This is a genomic window from Dysgonomonas sp. ZJ709, from assembly GCF_011039195.1.
Lineage (GTDB): Bacteria > Bacteroidota > Bacteroidia > Bacteroidales > Dysgonomonadaceae > Dysgonomonas.
This window is the reverse complement of the sequence record NZ_JAAKEM010000006.1, coordinates 60,370-77,259: the sequence shown is the minus strand read 5'-3', so window position 1 is coordinate 77,259 and position 16,890 is coordinate 60,370. Positions and strand designations below refer to the sequence as shown.

General features: G+C 36.4%; 13 protein-coding genes. 6 read left to right on the top strand and 7 right to left on the bottom strand.

What is annotated here, in order from left to right:
- Window positions 1–2 precede the first annotated feature (2 nt).
- From porV to G7Y56_RS06370, 3 genes are all read right to left on the bottom strand, one after another.
- Window positions 3–1,160 (bottom strand): type IX secretion system outer membrane channel protein PorV, encoded by a 1,158-nt coding sequence (gene porV / locus G7Y56_RS06380; RefSeq protein WP_165042025.1) that lies wholly within the window; start codon window positions 1,158–1,160, stop codon window positions 3–5.
- 137 nt (window positions 1,161–1,297) lie between these two features.
- Window positions 1,298–1,924 carry a fumarylacetoacetate hydrolase family protein gene (locus tag G7Y56_RS06375; protein ID WP_165042023.1) on the bottom strand — a complete coding sequence of 209 codons (627 nt, stop codon included), beginning with the start codon at window positions 1,922–1,924 and terminating at the stop codon, window positions 1,298–1,300.
- Between the two features lie 56 nt (window positions 1,925–1,980).
- Window positions 1,981–2,724 carry a polyprenol monophosphomannose synthase gene (locus G7Y56_RS06370; protein WP_185153986.1) on the bottom strand — a complete coding sequence of 248 codons (744 nt, stop codon included), beginning with the start codon at window positions 2,722–2,724 and terminating at the stop codon, window positions 1,981–1,983.
- Window positions 2,725–3,051: 327 nt separating this feature from the next.
- On the opposite strand from G7Y56_RS06370, the gene G7Y56_RS06365 reads away from it, so the two are divergent.
- Window positions 3,052–3,888 (top strand): energy transducer TonB, encoded by an 837-nt coding sequence (locus G7Y56_RS06365; protein ID WP_165021404.1) that lies wholly within the window; start codon window positions 3,052–3,054, stop codon window positions 3,886–3,888.
- Between the two features lie 58 nt (window positions 3,889–3,946).
- Here the strand turns inward: G7Y56_RS06365 and G7Y56_RS06360 are convergent, their stop codons facing one another.
- Both G7Y56_RS06360 and G7Y56_RS06355 read right to left on the bottom strand, forming a co-directional pair.
- Window positions 3,947–6,064 carry a Tex family protein gene (locus G7Y56_RS06360; RefSeq protein WP_165021403.1) on the bottom strand — a complete coding sequence of 706 codons (2,118 nt, stop codon included), beginning with the start codon at window positions 6,062–6,064 and terminating at the stop codon, window positions 3,947–3,949.
- Window positions 6,065–6,166: 102 nt separating this feature from the next.
- Window positions 6,167–7,009 carry a hypothetical protein gene (locus G7Y56_RS06355; RefSeq protein WP_165042019.1) on the bottom strand — a complete coding sequence of 281 codons (843 nt, stop codon included), beginning with the start codon at window positions 7,007–7,009 and terminating at the stop codon, window positions 6,167–6,169.
- A 213-nt stretch (window positions 7,010–7,222) separates the two neighbouring features.
- On the opposite strand from G7Y56_RS06355, the gene prmA reads away from it, so the two are divergent.
- Together prmA and G7Y56_RS06345 are read left to right on the top strand one after the other, a co-directional pair.
- Window positions 7,223–8,059 carry a 50S ribosomal protein L11 methyltransferase gene (gene prmA, locus G7Y56_RS06350; protein WP_165042017.1) on the top strand — a complete coding sequence of 279 codons (837 nt, stop codon included), beginning with the start codon at window positions 7,223–7,225 and terminating at the stop codon, window positions 8,057–8,059.
- 621 nt (window positions 8,060–8,680) lie between these two features.
- Window positions 8,681–9,889, top strand: a complete 1,209-nt coding sequence (locus G7Y56_RS06345) for an MFS transporter (protein ID WP_165042015.1) — start codon at window positions 8,681–8,683, stop codon at window positions 9,887–9,889.
- A gap of 468 nt (window positions 9,890–10,357) precedes the next feature.
- Here the strand turns inward: G7Y56_RS06345 and G7Y56_RS06340 are convergent, their stop codons facing one another.
- A complete protein-coding gene (locus G7Y56_RS06340; protein WP_165042013.1) occupies window positions 10,358–11,644 on the bottom strand; it encodes an MFS transporter in 1,287 nt (428 codons plus the stop codon).
- Window positions 11,645–12,221: 577 nt separating this feature from the next.
- Between G7Y56_RS06340 and G7Y56_RS06335 the strand changes: the two genes are divergently transcribed.
- The 3 genes from G7Y56_RS06335 to rpiB all read left to right on the top strand — a co-directional run bounded on the left by G7Y56_RS06335 (window position 12,222) and on the right by rpiB (window position 16,092).
- Complete coding sequence (locus G7Y56_RS06335; RefSeq protein ID WP_165042011.1) at window positions 12,222–13,427, top strand: L-serine ammonia-lyase; 1,206 nt, start codon at window positions 12,222–12,224, stop codon at window positions 13,425–13,427.
- A 170-nt stretch (window positions 13,428–13,597) separates the two neighbouring features.
- Window positions 13,598–15,625: a transketolase gene (locus G7Y56_RS06330; protein ID WP_165042009.1), complete on the top strand. Its 2,028-nt coding sequence runs from the start codon at window positions 13,598–13,600 to the stop codon at window positions 15,623–15,625.
- 8 nt (window positions 15,626–15,633) lie between these two features.
- The gene (gene rpiB, locus G7Y56_RS06325; RefSeq protein ID WP_165021396.1) at window positions 15,634–16,092 is read left to right on the top strand and encodes a ribose 5-phosphate isomerase B; all 459 of its coding nucleotides are present in this window, start codon (window positions 15,634–15,636) and stop codon (window positions 16,090–16,092) included.
- A gap of 75 nt (window positions 16,093–16,167) precedes the next feature.
- Here the strand turns inward: rpiB and G7Y56_RS06320 are convergent, their stop codons facing one another.
- The gene (locus G7Y56_RS06320; RefSeq protein ID WP_165042007.1) at window positions 16,168–16,731 is read right to left on the bottom strand and encodes a GNAT family N-acetyltransferase; all 564 of its coding nucleotides are present in this window, start codon (window positions 16,729–16,731) and stop codon (window positions 16,168–16,170) included.
- Window positions 16,732–16,890 lie beyond the last annotated feature (159 nt).

The following is a 16,890-nucleotide window of genomic DNA, read 5'->3' as shown; positions in this document are numbered from 1 at the left end:
AATTATTTAAATAAGCCTTGCATTGCATCGATATCAAATGCAAGAGAGAAACGAAGTGTTTGATCCAATGGACTTGCTTTTGCTGTTGATGCAAGATAAGCAGCATCTAGTTGGAATGCACTCATTTTGAATCCTACCCCAAAAGTCATGTATCTACGATTACCTTTCATTTCGTTTTCGTGGAAGTACCCTGTACGTACTCTAAACTTACTATCATAGTCATATTCAGCACCTATCGACCACATTATTTCTTTAAGTTCTTCGGAAAATCCACCGGGAGCGTCTCCAAACGATCTGAAAATACCGGAAATAGGACTTCTATCAAAATATTCTCGACGTGCCGCTTCAAATTCTTCCGTAGTCATATCTCCTTTAACCGGAGGTGTAGGCACCAGTAGTTTATTCAAATCAAGACTTAGAGACAAGGTACTAACCTCATTCATCGGGTACATCAACGATGTACCTATTCGCAGATTGGTAGGAATAAAATTGCTTGTTATTCCTTCATTACTCGAAATTTTACCTCCGATATTCGAAACATTAAAACCGAAACTAAGCAAGCTTTCCGATTGCCCTATATTTATATAAGACTCGTTGTATCCGGCTATATCCGCAGCAAATGTACTACCGGGAGCTCCTTCTTCATCAGCACCCGAATAGTCGGCACGTATATAACGTACAGTCACCGATCCTGAGAATGTTTCTGATAATTTACGGGAGTAACCTAAATCGAAAGCCATTTCGTATGGAGCTATAGTATTACCTAAAATACCATGTGCATCTGTAATATTTACATCGCCAATAGTAAAATAGCGAACCGAAGCACTCAATGCCTGATTATCTTCATTTCCTAATTTGTAATAACCGACTGCATACAGCAAGGCAATATCGTTTACTATTTTTCTCAACCATGGAGTATATGATAATCCGAAACCTGCTTTACTTTGAGCGAACGCATACTTTGCAGGATTCCAATGTTGCGAATAAACATCAGGAGCCGTTGCAACCCCTGCGTCCCCCATACCACCGGCTCTAGCATCGGGAGCAATTGACAGTGAAGGTACTGCCGTAATGATAGGGTTTATATCTTGTGCACATACGCTGAATGAAGCCAATGCAAACATATTTGCAAATAAGACTTTCTTGAAAATACTTTTCATCTATGTTATTTTTTTAAATCAATTGAGTTTTGTAAATATAATATCTTAAATCTTCGAACAATAAACACATTACATTAGTAACTCATTTTTAGAGTATTTATTATTCCCTAACAAATATTTAACATTAGTATAATATACTAACAAATTTGCAAGTCAAATAGTTCGCAATCTTCCAAACAACCTAGCAATCGATCTCCTATATTAACTTTCCCTACACCGGCAGGTGTACCTGTGAATATAAGATCTCCTGTCTTTAGTGTAAAAAAGCGGCTGGCATAAGCGATTATTTTGTCTACGGAGTGTATCATTTCCGATGTATTAGCCGACTGTACAACCAGATCATTTTTTATAAGCTGAAAATTGAGATTGTCTATTTCTTTTTCAAATTTATCTTTAGCAACAAATACTCCTACCACAGCAGAGTTATCAAATCCTTTCGATATCTCCCACGGCAAACTTCTCTTTTTCAACTCAGCCTGTATATCACGTGCCGTGAAATCAATACCAAGTGTAATTTCATTGTAATATCGATGTGCAAAACGCTCTGAAATATTCTTCCCCAATTTATTTATTTTCACTACTAATTCGGTTTCATAATGAACATCGGAAGAGAAATCCGGAATAAAAAATTGACTCTTATCGTTTGATAATAAAGCTGTATCGGGTTTCATGAAAAGCACGGGATCATCGTCTTTGCTCGATAATGCCCTATTCATTTCTTTATTATGTGATTGATAATTTAATCCGACACAGATAATCTTCATGCTTAACTTCTATTTATAGTAGTCTATTAACAAAAATAATCACAAAGATACAAATTTTATTTCTTTTTCTTTATACCACCGAACAATTGTCTAAACCTCATACCTATTACACCAAAAACACCCTCTCTGAATATTCCTGAATTCATTTTCGAAACACCGAAAACCCTGTTAACAAATACGATAGAAACTTCTTTCACATTGAAGCCTAAGCAATAGGCCGTATATTTCATTTCGACCTGAAAGGCATAACCTTTAAAGCGAATATTATCTAAATCGATTGTTTCGAGTACATTCCTCTTGTAGCATACAAATCCGGCTGTAGCATCACAAATTTTCATTCCTGTAATGACCCAAACATACTTTGAAGCAAAATATGACATCAAAACACGTCCCATAGGCCAGTTTACAACATTAACGCCTGTACTATATCTCGAACCGATTGCCATATCAGCTCCATCTATTGCACATGCATCATAAAGCCGGGGTAAATCATCAGGGTTATGCGAAAAATCGGCATCCATTTCGAATACATAATCATAATTATGATCTAATGCCCATTTGAATCCGGTAATATAGGCTGTACCCAAGCCCAATTTTCCGGAACGTTCTATAAGAAAGAGTTTATCAGAATAATCAGACTGAAGTTGTTTTACTATTGCAGCCGTACCATCGGGTGAGCCATCATCGATAATTAAGATATCAAACACACGGGGCAACTTAAAAACTGCATTAATAATAGCTTCTATATTTTCCTTCTCGTTGTATGTAGGTATAATAACTAGCGAATCTGACATCTTTATATTTTTGCTCAAATGTAGCATATTATACGCTGAAAAATAAAAAATAATGCCTAAAAAATGAAAAGTAAAAGAGGAACTGACTTATTTTCGCATTTAATAACGATCAAACTTCACAAATTTCATAGAATCCTATTATCAGACACTTTAGAATATCTTTCATTGCAAAATACAGTTCAAATTTCTTCTTAAAATGAAGACAATTATGGCCTAATATATAGCTTCTCCAATTATTACTAAAAAAAACGTAGCTCGATTTATGGAATTAAACATCCAGATGTATCTAGTAAGTAAAAGATACAAATTGTTTAACAAATAAAACTTACAGTCATGAAAAATTCTATCAATCTTAACTCATCTGAATGGTGTGATATCGTTTTCGAAGGAAAGAATAAATCATATGGAGCCTACGCAATGCGTCAAACCTCAACTAAAAGACATATAATAGCATTTGGTATCACCTTACTTATTGTGGCTTTTGTGGCATTTTTACCGTCACTGATAAGCAGTGTTAAGGCTGCAACAGCTACTCCCGGCGAAGGAGTAAAAGACACATATACATTAATAGAAGTTGATACAAAAGCGCCTGTCGACCCGGTTATTCCGGATATGGCAATACCGGAACCTCCTAAAGAATTAGCGACAATGAAAGTAACTCCTCCTGTTATTGTAGAAGATAACTTGGTAACTGATGAAAATTCATTGAAGTCTATGGAAGAAATCACTAAATCAAAAGGGGTTATCGCTGCATTTGATAACGAAGGCGATCTTGTAGATAGAAATGCTGTTGCCAAACTGGAAGAAGCTTCGCGCAGAGCTATTACGGAAAAGCCGGAGGTTAATACCGGTGGGCCTATTGATTTCGCTGAGATTATGCCACAATTTCCCGGAGGAGCAAACGAGATGTACAAATATATTAATCAAACGCTTAAATATCCGGTTATAGCACAAGAAACCAACACCCAAGGGAAAGTTATCATTCGCTTTGTAGTTGGCAAGAATGGCGAAATCAGCGATGTTACAGTATTGAGAGGATTTGACCCTTCGTGCGATAAAGAAGCTGTTCGTGTAGTGAAGAGTATGCCTCGATGGATCGCCGGCAAACAAAACGGGAACCCGGTACAAGTTTATTTCACTTTACCTATTACCTTCCAATTGAGAAACTGACCTGAACTACTCTAATAGCGTGAGAGCCAAATTCATTTTTGAATTTGGCTCTCTTTTATTATTTCTTCATTGTCAACTGTACTCTTTTCCGTTCCAGATCTACAGATAAGACACGTACTTCGACATGCTGATGCAATGATACTATTTCTGCCGGATCGGATACAAACTTATCTGCCAATTCTGATATATGAACTAATCCATTTTCTTTTATACCAACATCTACGAAACATCCGAAATTAGTGACATTGGTAACTATTCCCGGAAGCGTCATGCCTTCTCTTAGATCAGCAATAGTTCTTATATTAGGGTCGAACTCGAAAACCTTTATTGCCTGACGTGGATCTCTACCCGGTTTATCAAGTTCCTCAATTATATCATTGAGAGTAGGTAAGCCAATTATATCAGATATATATTTTTCTAATTGCAGTGACTTCTTTAATTCCTTTTTATCAATTAATTCTTTCACACTACATTTCAAATCTTTTGCCATTGTTTCCACCACATGATAACTTTCGGGATGCACAGCCGAATTATCTAATGGATTTACACTATCGGAGATACGCAAAAAACCGGCACATTGCTCGAATGCTTTCTCTCCCATGCGAGGAACTTTCAATAGTTCTTTACGGGAAGCGAAGGCTCCGTTTTCAGCTCGGTAATCAACAATATTCTGAGCCAAAGTTGGTCCTAATCCCGAAACATAAGTAAGCAAATGTTTACTTGCAGTATTAACATTCACACCAACAAGATTTACACAACTCTCAACTGTCAAATCTAACGATTTCTTCAATTTTGTTTGATCCACATCATGCTGATATTGGCCTACCCCTATCGATTTGGGATCAATCTTCACCAGTTCCGCCAAAGGATCCATCAAACGACGACCGATAGAAACAGCACCTCTGACAGTAACATCATAATTAGGAAATTCATCCCGTGCTATTTTCGAAGCTGAATATATCGATGCCCCATTTTCGCTCACAACAAATACCTGCACTGCTTTCTCATAACGTAGATTCGTAATAAATCGTTCTGTTTCGCGGCTAGCTGTCCCATTACCAATGGCTATTGCATCAATATTGTATGTCGTCACCATCTTGACAATTTTATTTCCTGCTTTGAAAGATTCGTTTTGAGGTGGATGCGGATAAATAGTTTCGTTATGCAATAAATTGCCCTCTGCATCGAGACATACCAGTTTACAACCTGTACGATAACCGGGATCTATACCCAATACCCGCTTCTGCCCTAATGGTGCTGCAAGTAATAATTGACGCAGATTTTCTATAAAAACACGGATAGCTTCTTCATCAGCCTTGTCTTTAGACAGAGCGCCAAATTCTGTCTCAATAGATGGTTTCAGCAAACGTTTATAAGCATCTTTCACTGCTACTGCGACATAATCGGCTGCTTCATTATCTCCCTTTATAAAACGTTTTTCCAAACGCTCGACAGCAACATCTTCTTCAGGACCTATATTTACACGTAAGAAACCTTCCGACTCACCTCTACGTATAGCCAAAAGCCTATGAGAAGAGCATTTGCTCAAACGTTCTGAAAAATCGAAATAATCGCGGTATTTATCACCTTCGTTCTCTTTCCCTTTTACGAGTTTAGCGGTAATTACCGCTTCTCGCTGAAATAGATTACGAATTGCATTACGCGCATATTCATCTTCATTTATCCACTCGGCTATAATATCACAACCTCCGGTAATAGCTTCTTCAGGGTTTTGCACATCCCCTTTCACATAGCTTAATGCTTTAGACTCAACATCTATATTTTGCTGTGCCATTATTTGCTTCGCTAATCCTTCAAGTCCTTTTTTACGTGCAATTTCCGCCCGAGTTTGACGTTTCGGCTTATATGGTAAATATATATCCTCCAATTCGGAAGTATTCCAGCAATCCTGTATCCGAGATTGTAATTCGGGAGTTAGCTTTTCTTGTTCCTCAATTGTCTTTAAAATTGTTTCCTTACGCTTCTGTAATTCATTCAATTTATCGTACTGCTCTTTGATTGCTCCAATCTGAACCTCGTCTAATCCTCCGGTTACTTCTTTTCTGTAACGGCTGATAAAAGGAATCGTAGCACCAGATACTAACAACTCTATTGTTTTATTAATCTGAGTTTCTTTTATATCCAGAGCTGATGCTATTAATTTGGTAATGATCATAGGTATGAAATTCTATTTTGATACAAAGATACATTAAAATAGAAAACAAAAATGGCTGAATTAGTCATTCAGCCACTCTATTTATATTATTATGCGTATACATTAGAAAACTCTATAAGTTAATTGAAAGTTTATCATAGGCCACACCTTTACTTTACTTGTGTACTTATCTATATTAATAGCCGAACTTTCGTAGTCTTTATATGAGACTGCTGCTTTTCCATCTTGCTTAATTTTATAACTACCTTGATACAAAACTCCAAGATCAAAATTAAATCCAAGTTTGTTTTTTGCTATAACATGACCATAACCTATACCTAAATAAGGTTTAACTAGTCCTCCCATTTGAATAGTGGCATCCAGATTACCATTTTCGATATTTAAAGCATATCCTTCAACATTCAGTGTAGGCCATTCTTGCCCCGGTCTCAACACCGATTTTTCTCCTGTTTCAGGATTAATCAATTCTCCTGATGCCTTTATATTATTTACTCCGAAATACAAACCTCCTGTTACATGAAAAGGAACTGTTTCGTGGGGATAATAATCGACCAACATATGAAAATTAAAAAAACTAGGTTTGAATCCCACTTTGTAATCAGGATAATAACCACCTACTATACGATTAGCTAAAACCTGATCTTTCACCTCTATTTGTTTATTCACCTGCACGATCGGAGGCATAAAGCTAAAACCTGCACGTGCCTTAAATTTTTCATTAATAGGGGTTGCTGCTTCTATATTAAAACCAAGAGATGATATACCAAAAGACATTCCAAGTTTATGAAATGGTTCGTCAAGAACACTTCTTCTACTTTTCTTAGATGACAAAGACACCTTTCCAGACCTAACATACTCTTTAACAATCTGTTGAGAGTTATTATCCTGTGCTGAAAGAGAGAAAGAGAACATGAGAGTAATAATGAACGTAATATAAAGTTTCATGCTGTTATTTTTTGTTACAAAGAACATTAAATCAAAATACGGGTGCAAGTTACTAAAGATTATTCTAAAAATAAAGTAAGAAACTTTTTTTAATATTTCTGACCTCGGGATAAACTCTAGTAAATTAACCGTTTTAATATTATCTCCAAAGCTTTTCTATTACTGAATATATAAATAATAATGTACTTTTGTTGCAAATAAAAATTTAATCCGATGAACTATATTGAAGTAAAGTTTAAATGTACACCCAATGACGAAGTCGTAAACAGCGTTTTATCTGTTTACCTAGCTGAAATAGGATTTGAGAGTTTCGTTGAAAGCCAAGAAGGTACAATCGCTTATATACAAGAAAGCTTATTCGATGCCGATCAAATACAAGTTATTTTAAACGACTTGCCTATTGATGCCGAAATAATCTATTCATATAAAAGTATCGAAGGTCAAGACTGGAATGAAGAATGGGAGAAGAACTACTTCAAACCACTTATTATTGATAATAAATGTATTATACAAAGCACATTTCATAATGTAGCAGCAACGTATGAGTACAATATATTAATAGATCCCAAAATGGCATTCGGAACCGGGCATCATCAAACTACAGAATTGATGATCAGGGAAATATTAAAGAATGATTTTACAGAGAAATCGATTCTTGACATGGGATGTGGAACAGCGATACTTGCGATACTTGCTTCGATGCGAGGTGCAAATACAATTACAGCCATCGATATAGATAAATGGGCGTATGACAACGCTATGGAAAATCTCAAACTGAACAATATCGAAAATGTAAAAGTAGAAATCGGTGGAGCCGAACTATTAGGAAAAGATAGTTATGACATTATTTTAGCAAATATCAATCGTAATATACTGCTTAATGATATAAATATATATGCCTCTGTACTAAATGTAGGGGGTTGTCTATATATGAGCGGATTTTACACCGAAGATATTCCGGCTATAAAAGCCGAATGCGAAAAACATGGACTATCGTTCAACTATAATGTAGAAAAAGAAAATTGGACAGCCGTTAAATTCACAAAGTAATATCTATAAATGCATAAAGGGAAACTTTCTTTAAAAAGCTTCCCTTTATGTGTAAGTAAAGTGGTTAATTTAGGTATTAGGTCTAAGGTAAAATAAAGATTGTTTAGTTATTCGACACAAAGATCAGCCATTTAGCTACATATACCAAATATAATAACATATTATAAAACATATTTTTAGAAATATTTCATCATTTAAAGGAATATGCTTCTAAAATGATAGTATGATAAAATGGAGTATTTTTCAATTTTATTTTTCAATATAAAAAAACACAAACGACTAATTGATAAGACTTTCACTTTACATATTAAATTATTTTCATATCCAAACATCCACAAACAGGCTTCCGAAGCCATTAAATTAGACATTGTCAATAGTTAAATAAAATTTAAAATGAAGAAATAGTCAACGGTTAATTTAATCTTAAATTATAAAAAACGATCATCTTCACACAAAAATTACACAATAAAGAAGGACGAACAAATTGATCATTTTGTCACTATTCACTTATTCAGATAATTCGGCTATTTTTTTTCGTAACTTTTACAGAAATACGAAATTATCAAATAAAGTCTTTTTATCTTTGCGCAGTTTTAATTTATAATTTTTACATATCCAATAATGGCTTTAGATTCACAATTGACTCATAGCAAAATGCGCATTCGCATCGCCGTCCTGTCTTTTTTCCTTGCTCAAGGACTATGTTTTGCCAGCTGGGCAAGTCGGCTACCCGACATTAAAAATCACTTTAGTGCTGATAATTTCATCTACTTCGGACTACTAATGTTTCTCATTCCTGTTGGTAAGTTTATAGCAATACCGCTTGTCGGATTTCTATTGCCACGTATAGGCAGTAAAAAAACAGTCCTGATAAGTATTTTAGGATTCACACTATCCCTATTTATAGTAGGCGTTATAACCAACATATATATATTAGGAGTGGTACTGCTACTTTTTGGTACATTTTGGAATATGACCGATATATCTCTCAACACCCAAGCAATTGAGGTAGAGCGAATTTATGGGAAAAATATTATAGCCACCTTTCATGCGGGATGGAGTTTAGCAGCTTGCGTTGGCGCAGTTATCGGATATGCAATGATCAATCTCAAAATAGATACCTTAGCTCACTTCTCGGCCATTGCAGTTATTGCGAGTGTTATGATATTGGTTAATTACAAGTGTTTGCAAGAACATAAAGGAGAAAATAAGGCGAAAGAAGTCGAACCACAAGGACTTAAAACACTAAAAAAAGCGAAACTGCCCGAAGCTATACTTATATCGCTGGGGTTCGTTTGGCTTCTGGCTTTGATTGTAGAGAACACAATGTTCGAATGGAGTGATGTATATTTCCAATCAGTTATAAAGGCTCCTGAGTCACTACAAATAGGTTTCCTTGTATTTATGATCATGATGTTCTCGGGACGATTGTTAACCAATGCTGCGTATCGTATCTGGAAAAAGAAAACTGTCTTGCAGATTGCAGGAGGTTTAATTTTTGTTGGGTTCGTTATATCATCTCTTTTTATCAACCTATCAGATACAGTACTAATAAAGGTGATCATCAATTCGTCCGGATTTATGCTTATTGGTTTAGGAATTTCGTGTATCGTTCCGACTATCTACAGTATTGTTGGTGAAAAAGCTAAGACTCCTGTAGGCCTGGCTTTAACTATTATGTCTAGTATCAGTTTTGTAGGGCCGCTAGTCGCACCGCTTCTAGTGGGCTATATATCACAACATATAGGAATGGAAGTTGCCTACCTTGTGATTGGTCTCTTTGGAGCTTGCATCGTTGGTATAGCAACATTCAATAAGGCTTTGAAATAACAAATCATAAAGAAAATATATGATATGGCTCGGTAGATTAATCTACCGAGCCATATTTTTTATATAAAATCCATTCAACCCATTCATCGCCCTTTTGATAGCTAGCATGAGTTAGATATAAGGAAAGAAGCAATAATTGGTAGAATTGTCAGAAACGCCATCCCGATACAAAGTGAGGGATCTTTGCTTTAAAACGAGGGAATATTTATATATCTCACTTTGTATAGGGATGACAGCGACAGAAAACGAATATCAGATACGAATATTATAGCTCTCTTTGGGTACTGCTGTATTGTATTTCGTGCCTCAGCAAATAGTCCTTATGTCGAACCCATATTAACCAATATAGGTTCCTTGATTTACTAAAATGGCTAAGAGCCTTCTTTTTACAAGACTTATCTCATAAAAAAACAAAAGCCTGCAAGTTTTCACTAGCAGGCTTTCTATTTTAATTATAGTATTCTCAGATTATACCGGAATATCTTTATTTACATTTTTACATCCGATCAATGCATAATAAACCATATATGCAAGACCTGCAAACACTACCCAATAACTAGTCATATAAGTAGTTGAATCGGCAACAGCTCCTTGAAGAAGAGGTAGTATACCTCCACCGCAAACCATCACCATAAAGAATCCGGAAGCAGCAGCCGTATATTTACCTAAACCTTCTACAGCCAGATTAAAAATACCACCCCACATTACAGACGTACATAGTCCACACAAAACAAGGAACATAATACCAATAGGCACTTCAGCCAATCCAAAAGAAATATCAGACTGGAATACTGGCATACTTACTTTAGTTTCTACCGGCATAAACATTGCTAAGGTAACAAATATCAAACCTAGCACTGCAGCACAGATAAGCATCGCTTTACTTGAAATCTTCGCACCAACAGACGCTCCTACTAAACGACCGATAAGCATTAAGAACCAATATGTACCTACCACAGTTCCTGCGATAGTAGTATCGATACCTAAACCTCCCGACTCAGGAGTAGAAGTCATAAACAGATTAGCGATATTAGGAATACCAACCTCAACACCTACATATACAAATATAGCAACAGCACCTAAGATAAAGTGACGGAACGAAAGAGCACTATGATTATCTTTTACTGCAGCTTTCTCTTTTATCATATGAGGTTCTGGAATCTCCATAAAGAACAGAACGATAAATGCCAATGCAAATATACCCATAGCTATAAATAATGCAGGATTAGCATCTTTTATCGATGCTTGTGCAGCATTACCAATTAAGTAACCAACTAGTACCGGAACGATTGTTGCACTTAATGAATTAAGTGAACCTCCAACTTGTATTAATTGATTTCCTTTGTTTCCCCCACCACCAAGTGTATTCAACATCGGATTCACTACTGCATTAAGCATACACATAGAAAATCCACAAACAAATGCACCTGTAAGATAAACTACAAAACTTTCTGCCTGACCTGAGATATATTGAATACCAACACCGGCAAAACCTACTGCAACAGCTAATAAAGCTGTTTTCTTATAACCAATTCGTTGTAGTAACAAACCAGCGGGAATTCCCATAAAGGCGTAAGCAATAAAGTTCGCAAAGTTTCCTAATTGCGACATAAAGTTTGATGCGCCAAACTGATTTTTCACGATTATCCCCATCGGATTTTGCAATCCCGTTACAAAGGAGATCATAGCGAAAAGAGCTATCATCATTGCAATAGGCAATAAATAATTCTTTTTCTGTTCTTGAGTCGAAGTCATAATATTTTAATATTAGTTAATTAGTTTAGTTCAACAATATTTTATAATTTACACATTTTAAATTCACTAGTTCAGCACAAAACCAAGAAGTAATTGAATTATAAGAAAATCCAATTACCCCTTGATTTCCTGCCGGATACTAAAACTAATGTATCCTTTGATTCATGGTCGTAATGGTTAAGCGAAGATTGTTCTTCTAAAAACAATGTAAAATTAAAAATCTCTTTCGACCTCCGACTAATAAAAAACGTGTTCTATAACATATAAAATAATACGCATTGCTTATTTCTTTTTATATGCATAATTTCTATCTTTTTAAAGTCAATAACAATGCATTAAAAAGCATTTAGCATATAAAGCGACCTAAATAATAGATTCTTAACATGTTTTAAATTAACAAAACAAAGTATAAGTCGCAATTACAGCCATAATTTATTCCCAAATATCATTGTCCAAATAGTTAAAAACAGGTAAGTTTGCTAATAATATTTTCAACAATTATTTTTGCAGATTAAAGCATTATCGCTTTTCCTGTAACAATTTTGCCAAAAACTATCAATTAAACACCAAATTTTAAATGGAATCTATTCGTCATCTTTACAATATGGGATACGGTCCTTCCAGCAGCCACACAATGGGGCCGCAAAAAGCAGCTTTGACATTTAAAGAAAAAAATACAGAAGCACAATCCTTTCGGGTTACTTTATATGGAAGCTTGGGGGCTACCGGAAAAGGCCATATGACCGATGTTGCTATTATAAATACATTAGCTCCTCAAGAGGTAGAGATAGTATGGAGACCCGAAATAGTACTTCCTTTTCACCCTAATGGAATGAAATTTGAAGCAATCGTTGACGGAAAATCAATAGATGAATGGATAATTTATAGTATCGGAGGCGGTAGTCTCGCCGACGAAAACACAAAGGCCAACAGGACTTCGCTATACGATAAGACAACTATGGATGACATACTCGAATGGTGTCAAAAAACGGGGAAAACATTTTGGGAATACGTAGAAGATACAGAAGGTAAGGATGAAATAACAGAATACCTCACAGAAGTATGGAGTACAATGAAAACTGCTATCGAAAAAGGCTTGGAAGCAGAAGGGCTGTTGCCCGGTGGTTTAGGGCTACAACGCAAAGCCTCTACCTATTTTACAAAAGCGAGGGGATATGAAGGCTCGATGAAAAGCAGAGCCCTTATATATGCATATGCCCTAGCCACATCGGAAGAAAATGCAGCAGGAGGGAAAATAGTAACTGCACCCACTTGTGGCTCGTGTGGCGTACTTCCATCTGTATTATATCATCTTAAAGTAGGTCGTAATATCAGCGATGCAAAAATAATAAGAGCTTTAGCCACAGCGGGGCTAATTGGTAATATAGTAAAATTCAATGCCTCTATATCGGGAGCAGAAGTTGGTTGTCAAGGAGAAATTGGTGTTGCCTGTGCCATGGCAGCAGCAGCCTCAGCACAACTGTTCGGTGGTTCTACCCAGCAAATTGAATATGCAGCAGAAATGGGATTAGAGCATCACCTTGGTCTTACCTGCGACCCTGTATGCGGTTTAGTTCAGGTTCCATGTATAGAAAGGAATGCTTTCGCAGCTGTACGTGCACTCGACTCATGCTCGTTCTCCATGTTATCGGACGGTAAACATTTAGTCAGTTTCGACAAAGTAGTGCTTACAATGCAGCAGACAGGACACGATTTACCCAGCCTTTATAAGGAAACATCGACAGGTGGTCTGGCTATATACATGAATCAATCTGATAATTAAGTAATCGATCGAAAAATAAAACATCGGGTATTTTACTGTACTAATTACTTAATTATAACAGCATATTTTATAACTTTGCACCTACAAGTAGGTAAAGCAAAACATTTAACATTGCGTTCTATACTTAATCAAATAATAAACAGGTCGGTGACCTCAATTTCTCATATATAATGAATGATATAAAATTAGTCGAAAAAGCAGCTGACAATATCCGCATTCTAGCGGCTGCAATGGTCGAAAAAGCTAAATCGGGACATCCCGGTGGAGCTATGGGCGGAGCAGATTTCATCAATGTACTGTTTTCTGAGTTTTTAGTATATGATCCATCAAATCCGAAATGGGAAGGTCGTGACCGATTTTTCCTCGATCCCGGACACATGTCTCCAATGTTATATGCAACATTAGCATTGACAGGTAAATATTCATTAGAAGATCTTAAACAATTCCGTCAATGGGGTAGCTGCACTCACGGGCATCCCGAACTCGACGTGATGCGTGGAATAGAAAATACATCAGGTCCACTCGGACAAGGACATACATTTGCTGTCGGTGCTGCCATCGCCGCTAAATTTCTGAAAGCCCGTTTCGGAGAAGTTATGGATCAAACAATCTATACCTTTATATCTGACGGTGGTATACAGGAAGAAATTTCGCAAGGAGCAGGTCGTACCGCAGGACATCTGGGACTTGATAACCTTATTATGTTCTACGACTCAAACGGTATCCAACTATCAACCCCGACCAAAGAGGTATCGGAAGAAGACGTAGCCGCTAAATATACAGCTTGGGGATGGAGAGTTATTACAATTAAAGGTAATGACACTACTGAAATCAGAGCTGCACTCACTGAAGCTAAACTAGAGAAATCTAAACCAACCCTTATTATAGGAAATACAATAATGGGTAAAGGTGCTGTGAAAGATGACAAATCTTGTTTCGAAGGAAAAACATCTACTCACGGACAACCATTAAGCGCAGCAGGGGCTTCGTTCGACAAGACAGTTGAAAACTTAGGTGGAGATGCTCAAAATCCGTTTGCAATATTTCCTGAATCTAAAGATTTATATGCAAAACGTGCCAATGAATTAAAAGAAATAGTTGCTGAGAGAAAAACCCAAAAAGAAGTATGGGCCAAAGCTAATCCAGAACTTGCAGAAAAAATGCAAAAATGGTTCGATGGCTATATACCTACAATAGATTGGGAAAATATCGAACAAAAACCAAATCAAGCAACACGTGCAGCTTCAGCTACGGTACTCTCTGTACTAGCTCAGAAAGTGGAAAATATGATAGTTTCCTCTGCCGATTTATCTAACTCAGATAAAACAGACGGATTCCTTAAATATACGAAAGCGATACAAAAAGACGATTTCACCGGAGCATTCTTGCAAGCGGGCGTATCTGAATTGACTATGGCTTGTCTATGCATAGGTATTACATTGCATGGTGGAATGGTAGCTGCTTGCGGAACATTCTTCGTATTCTCCGACTACATGAAACCGGCTATTCGCTTGGCTGCATTAATGGAAGTACCTGTAAAATTTGTATGGACACATGATGCTTTCCGCGTAGGAGAAGACGGACCGACTCACGAACCGGTAGAACAAGAAGCTCAAATCCGTCTGATGGAGAAACTTCAAAACCATAGTGGTAATAACTCTATGCTCGTTCTTCGCCCTGCAGACGTATCGGAAGCTACTGTGGCTTGGAAAATGGCAATGGAAAACAAGTCTACTCCAACAGGCCTTATTTTCTCAAGACAAAATATAAATGACCTTCCTGCTAAGGACAACCGTTATGCAGAAGCTCTTCAATCGGACAAAGGTGCTTATATAGTACAAGATGATGCCAATTACGATGTTATTCTTTTAGCATCAGGTTCGGAAGTATCTACATTAGTGAACGGAGCTAAACTATTGCACGCTGACGGAATCAAGACACGCATCGTATCTGTACCGTCAGAAGGATTATTCCGCAAGCAAAGTAAAGAATATCAAGACTCTGTGATACCGACAGGAAAGAAAGTATTCGGATTGACAGCCGGACTTCCTGTTACTCTGGAAGGATTAGTTGGATGCAATGGTAGTGTGTGGGGTCTAAACTCATTCGGATATTCTGCTCCTTACACCGTACTAGACGAAAAACTTGGGTTCACAGCTCAAAACGTATACGAACAGGTTACTAAACTCTTGAAATAATTATAGATATGGAAGCATTATTTCCACAAGGCGAAAAGTCGATTGGACTATGTAGCGATCATGCAGGGTTTGATATGAAAAAATATATTATAACTCTTTTTGACGAAAGAGGAATCAGATATACAGACTTTGGTACATATACCAACGAAAGTTGCGATTATCCTGATTTTGCACATAAGTTAGGAGCAGCAATAGACAACGGAGAGTGTGATTTTGGCATTTCTATATGCGGAACAGGTAACGGTATAAATATGGCTTTGAATAAACATCAAGCTGTTCGTGCCGCTTTATGCTGGAATCCATATGTAGCAAAAATGGCCAGAGCGCATAATAATGCTAACGTATTGACGCTTCCGGGACGAATGATTTCTGAACAAGAAGCTTACGAGATGATTGTTACTTTCTTCACAATTCCATTCGAAGGAGGCAGACATCAGGCCCGGATAGACAAAATACCTTTAAGATGAGAGGTTATACTTATTAGATAGAAAGAGCTGGTTTAATTTAAACCAGCTCTTTTTTATTTCGACATATTCAGATAATTATTTAACAGCCTCCCATTCACTTTTCAACATAGAATAATACAACCGGCTCACGTAAGCACCATCTATGTAAAAATAATCTCTCAATGTACCTTCGTGTTGAAATCCGTTTTTCATAATTACACCTTGTGATGCAATATTCTTTTCTTTGTGGCAAACCTGTATCTTGTGAAAATTAATCTTGCTAAATCCGTAATTAATGACATTCCGAACAGCTTCCGAAGCATATCCTTTACGATGGAACTTACTCCCTATACAATATTCTATTTCTCCGAAGTGGTTCTTACTATCTACTAAGAAAAAAGCTATTTGCCCGATACAGATTCCAGTTGATTTCTCTATAATAGCCCATCTGTATTTGTCATCAAAAATATAAGAACCTATGTATTTATCTAATAGAATTTTCACTTCATCCTTAGTGGTATAAATAGGTTCCGAATAAAGGAACTGAATCTTCGGATCACTAACCCAATAGTCTAACATATTTTCATTGTCATCATATGAAAACTTCCGAAGTATCAGATTTTCTGATTCTATAGTTTGTGTTCCGCAATGTGTAAGCATAAGTATATTTTTCGATTAAAGTTATTTTATATAATACGAATGTAAATATTTCCAGATTGTCTTCTGTAAATATTATCAAATTTCTAATTTTAAAATTACAATGTACATCTTAAGAAGATAATTTTGACAACATAACTTTGTGTTGACCTTATTTATCAC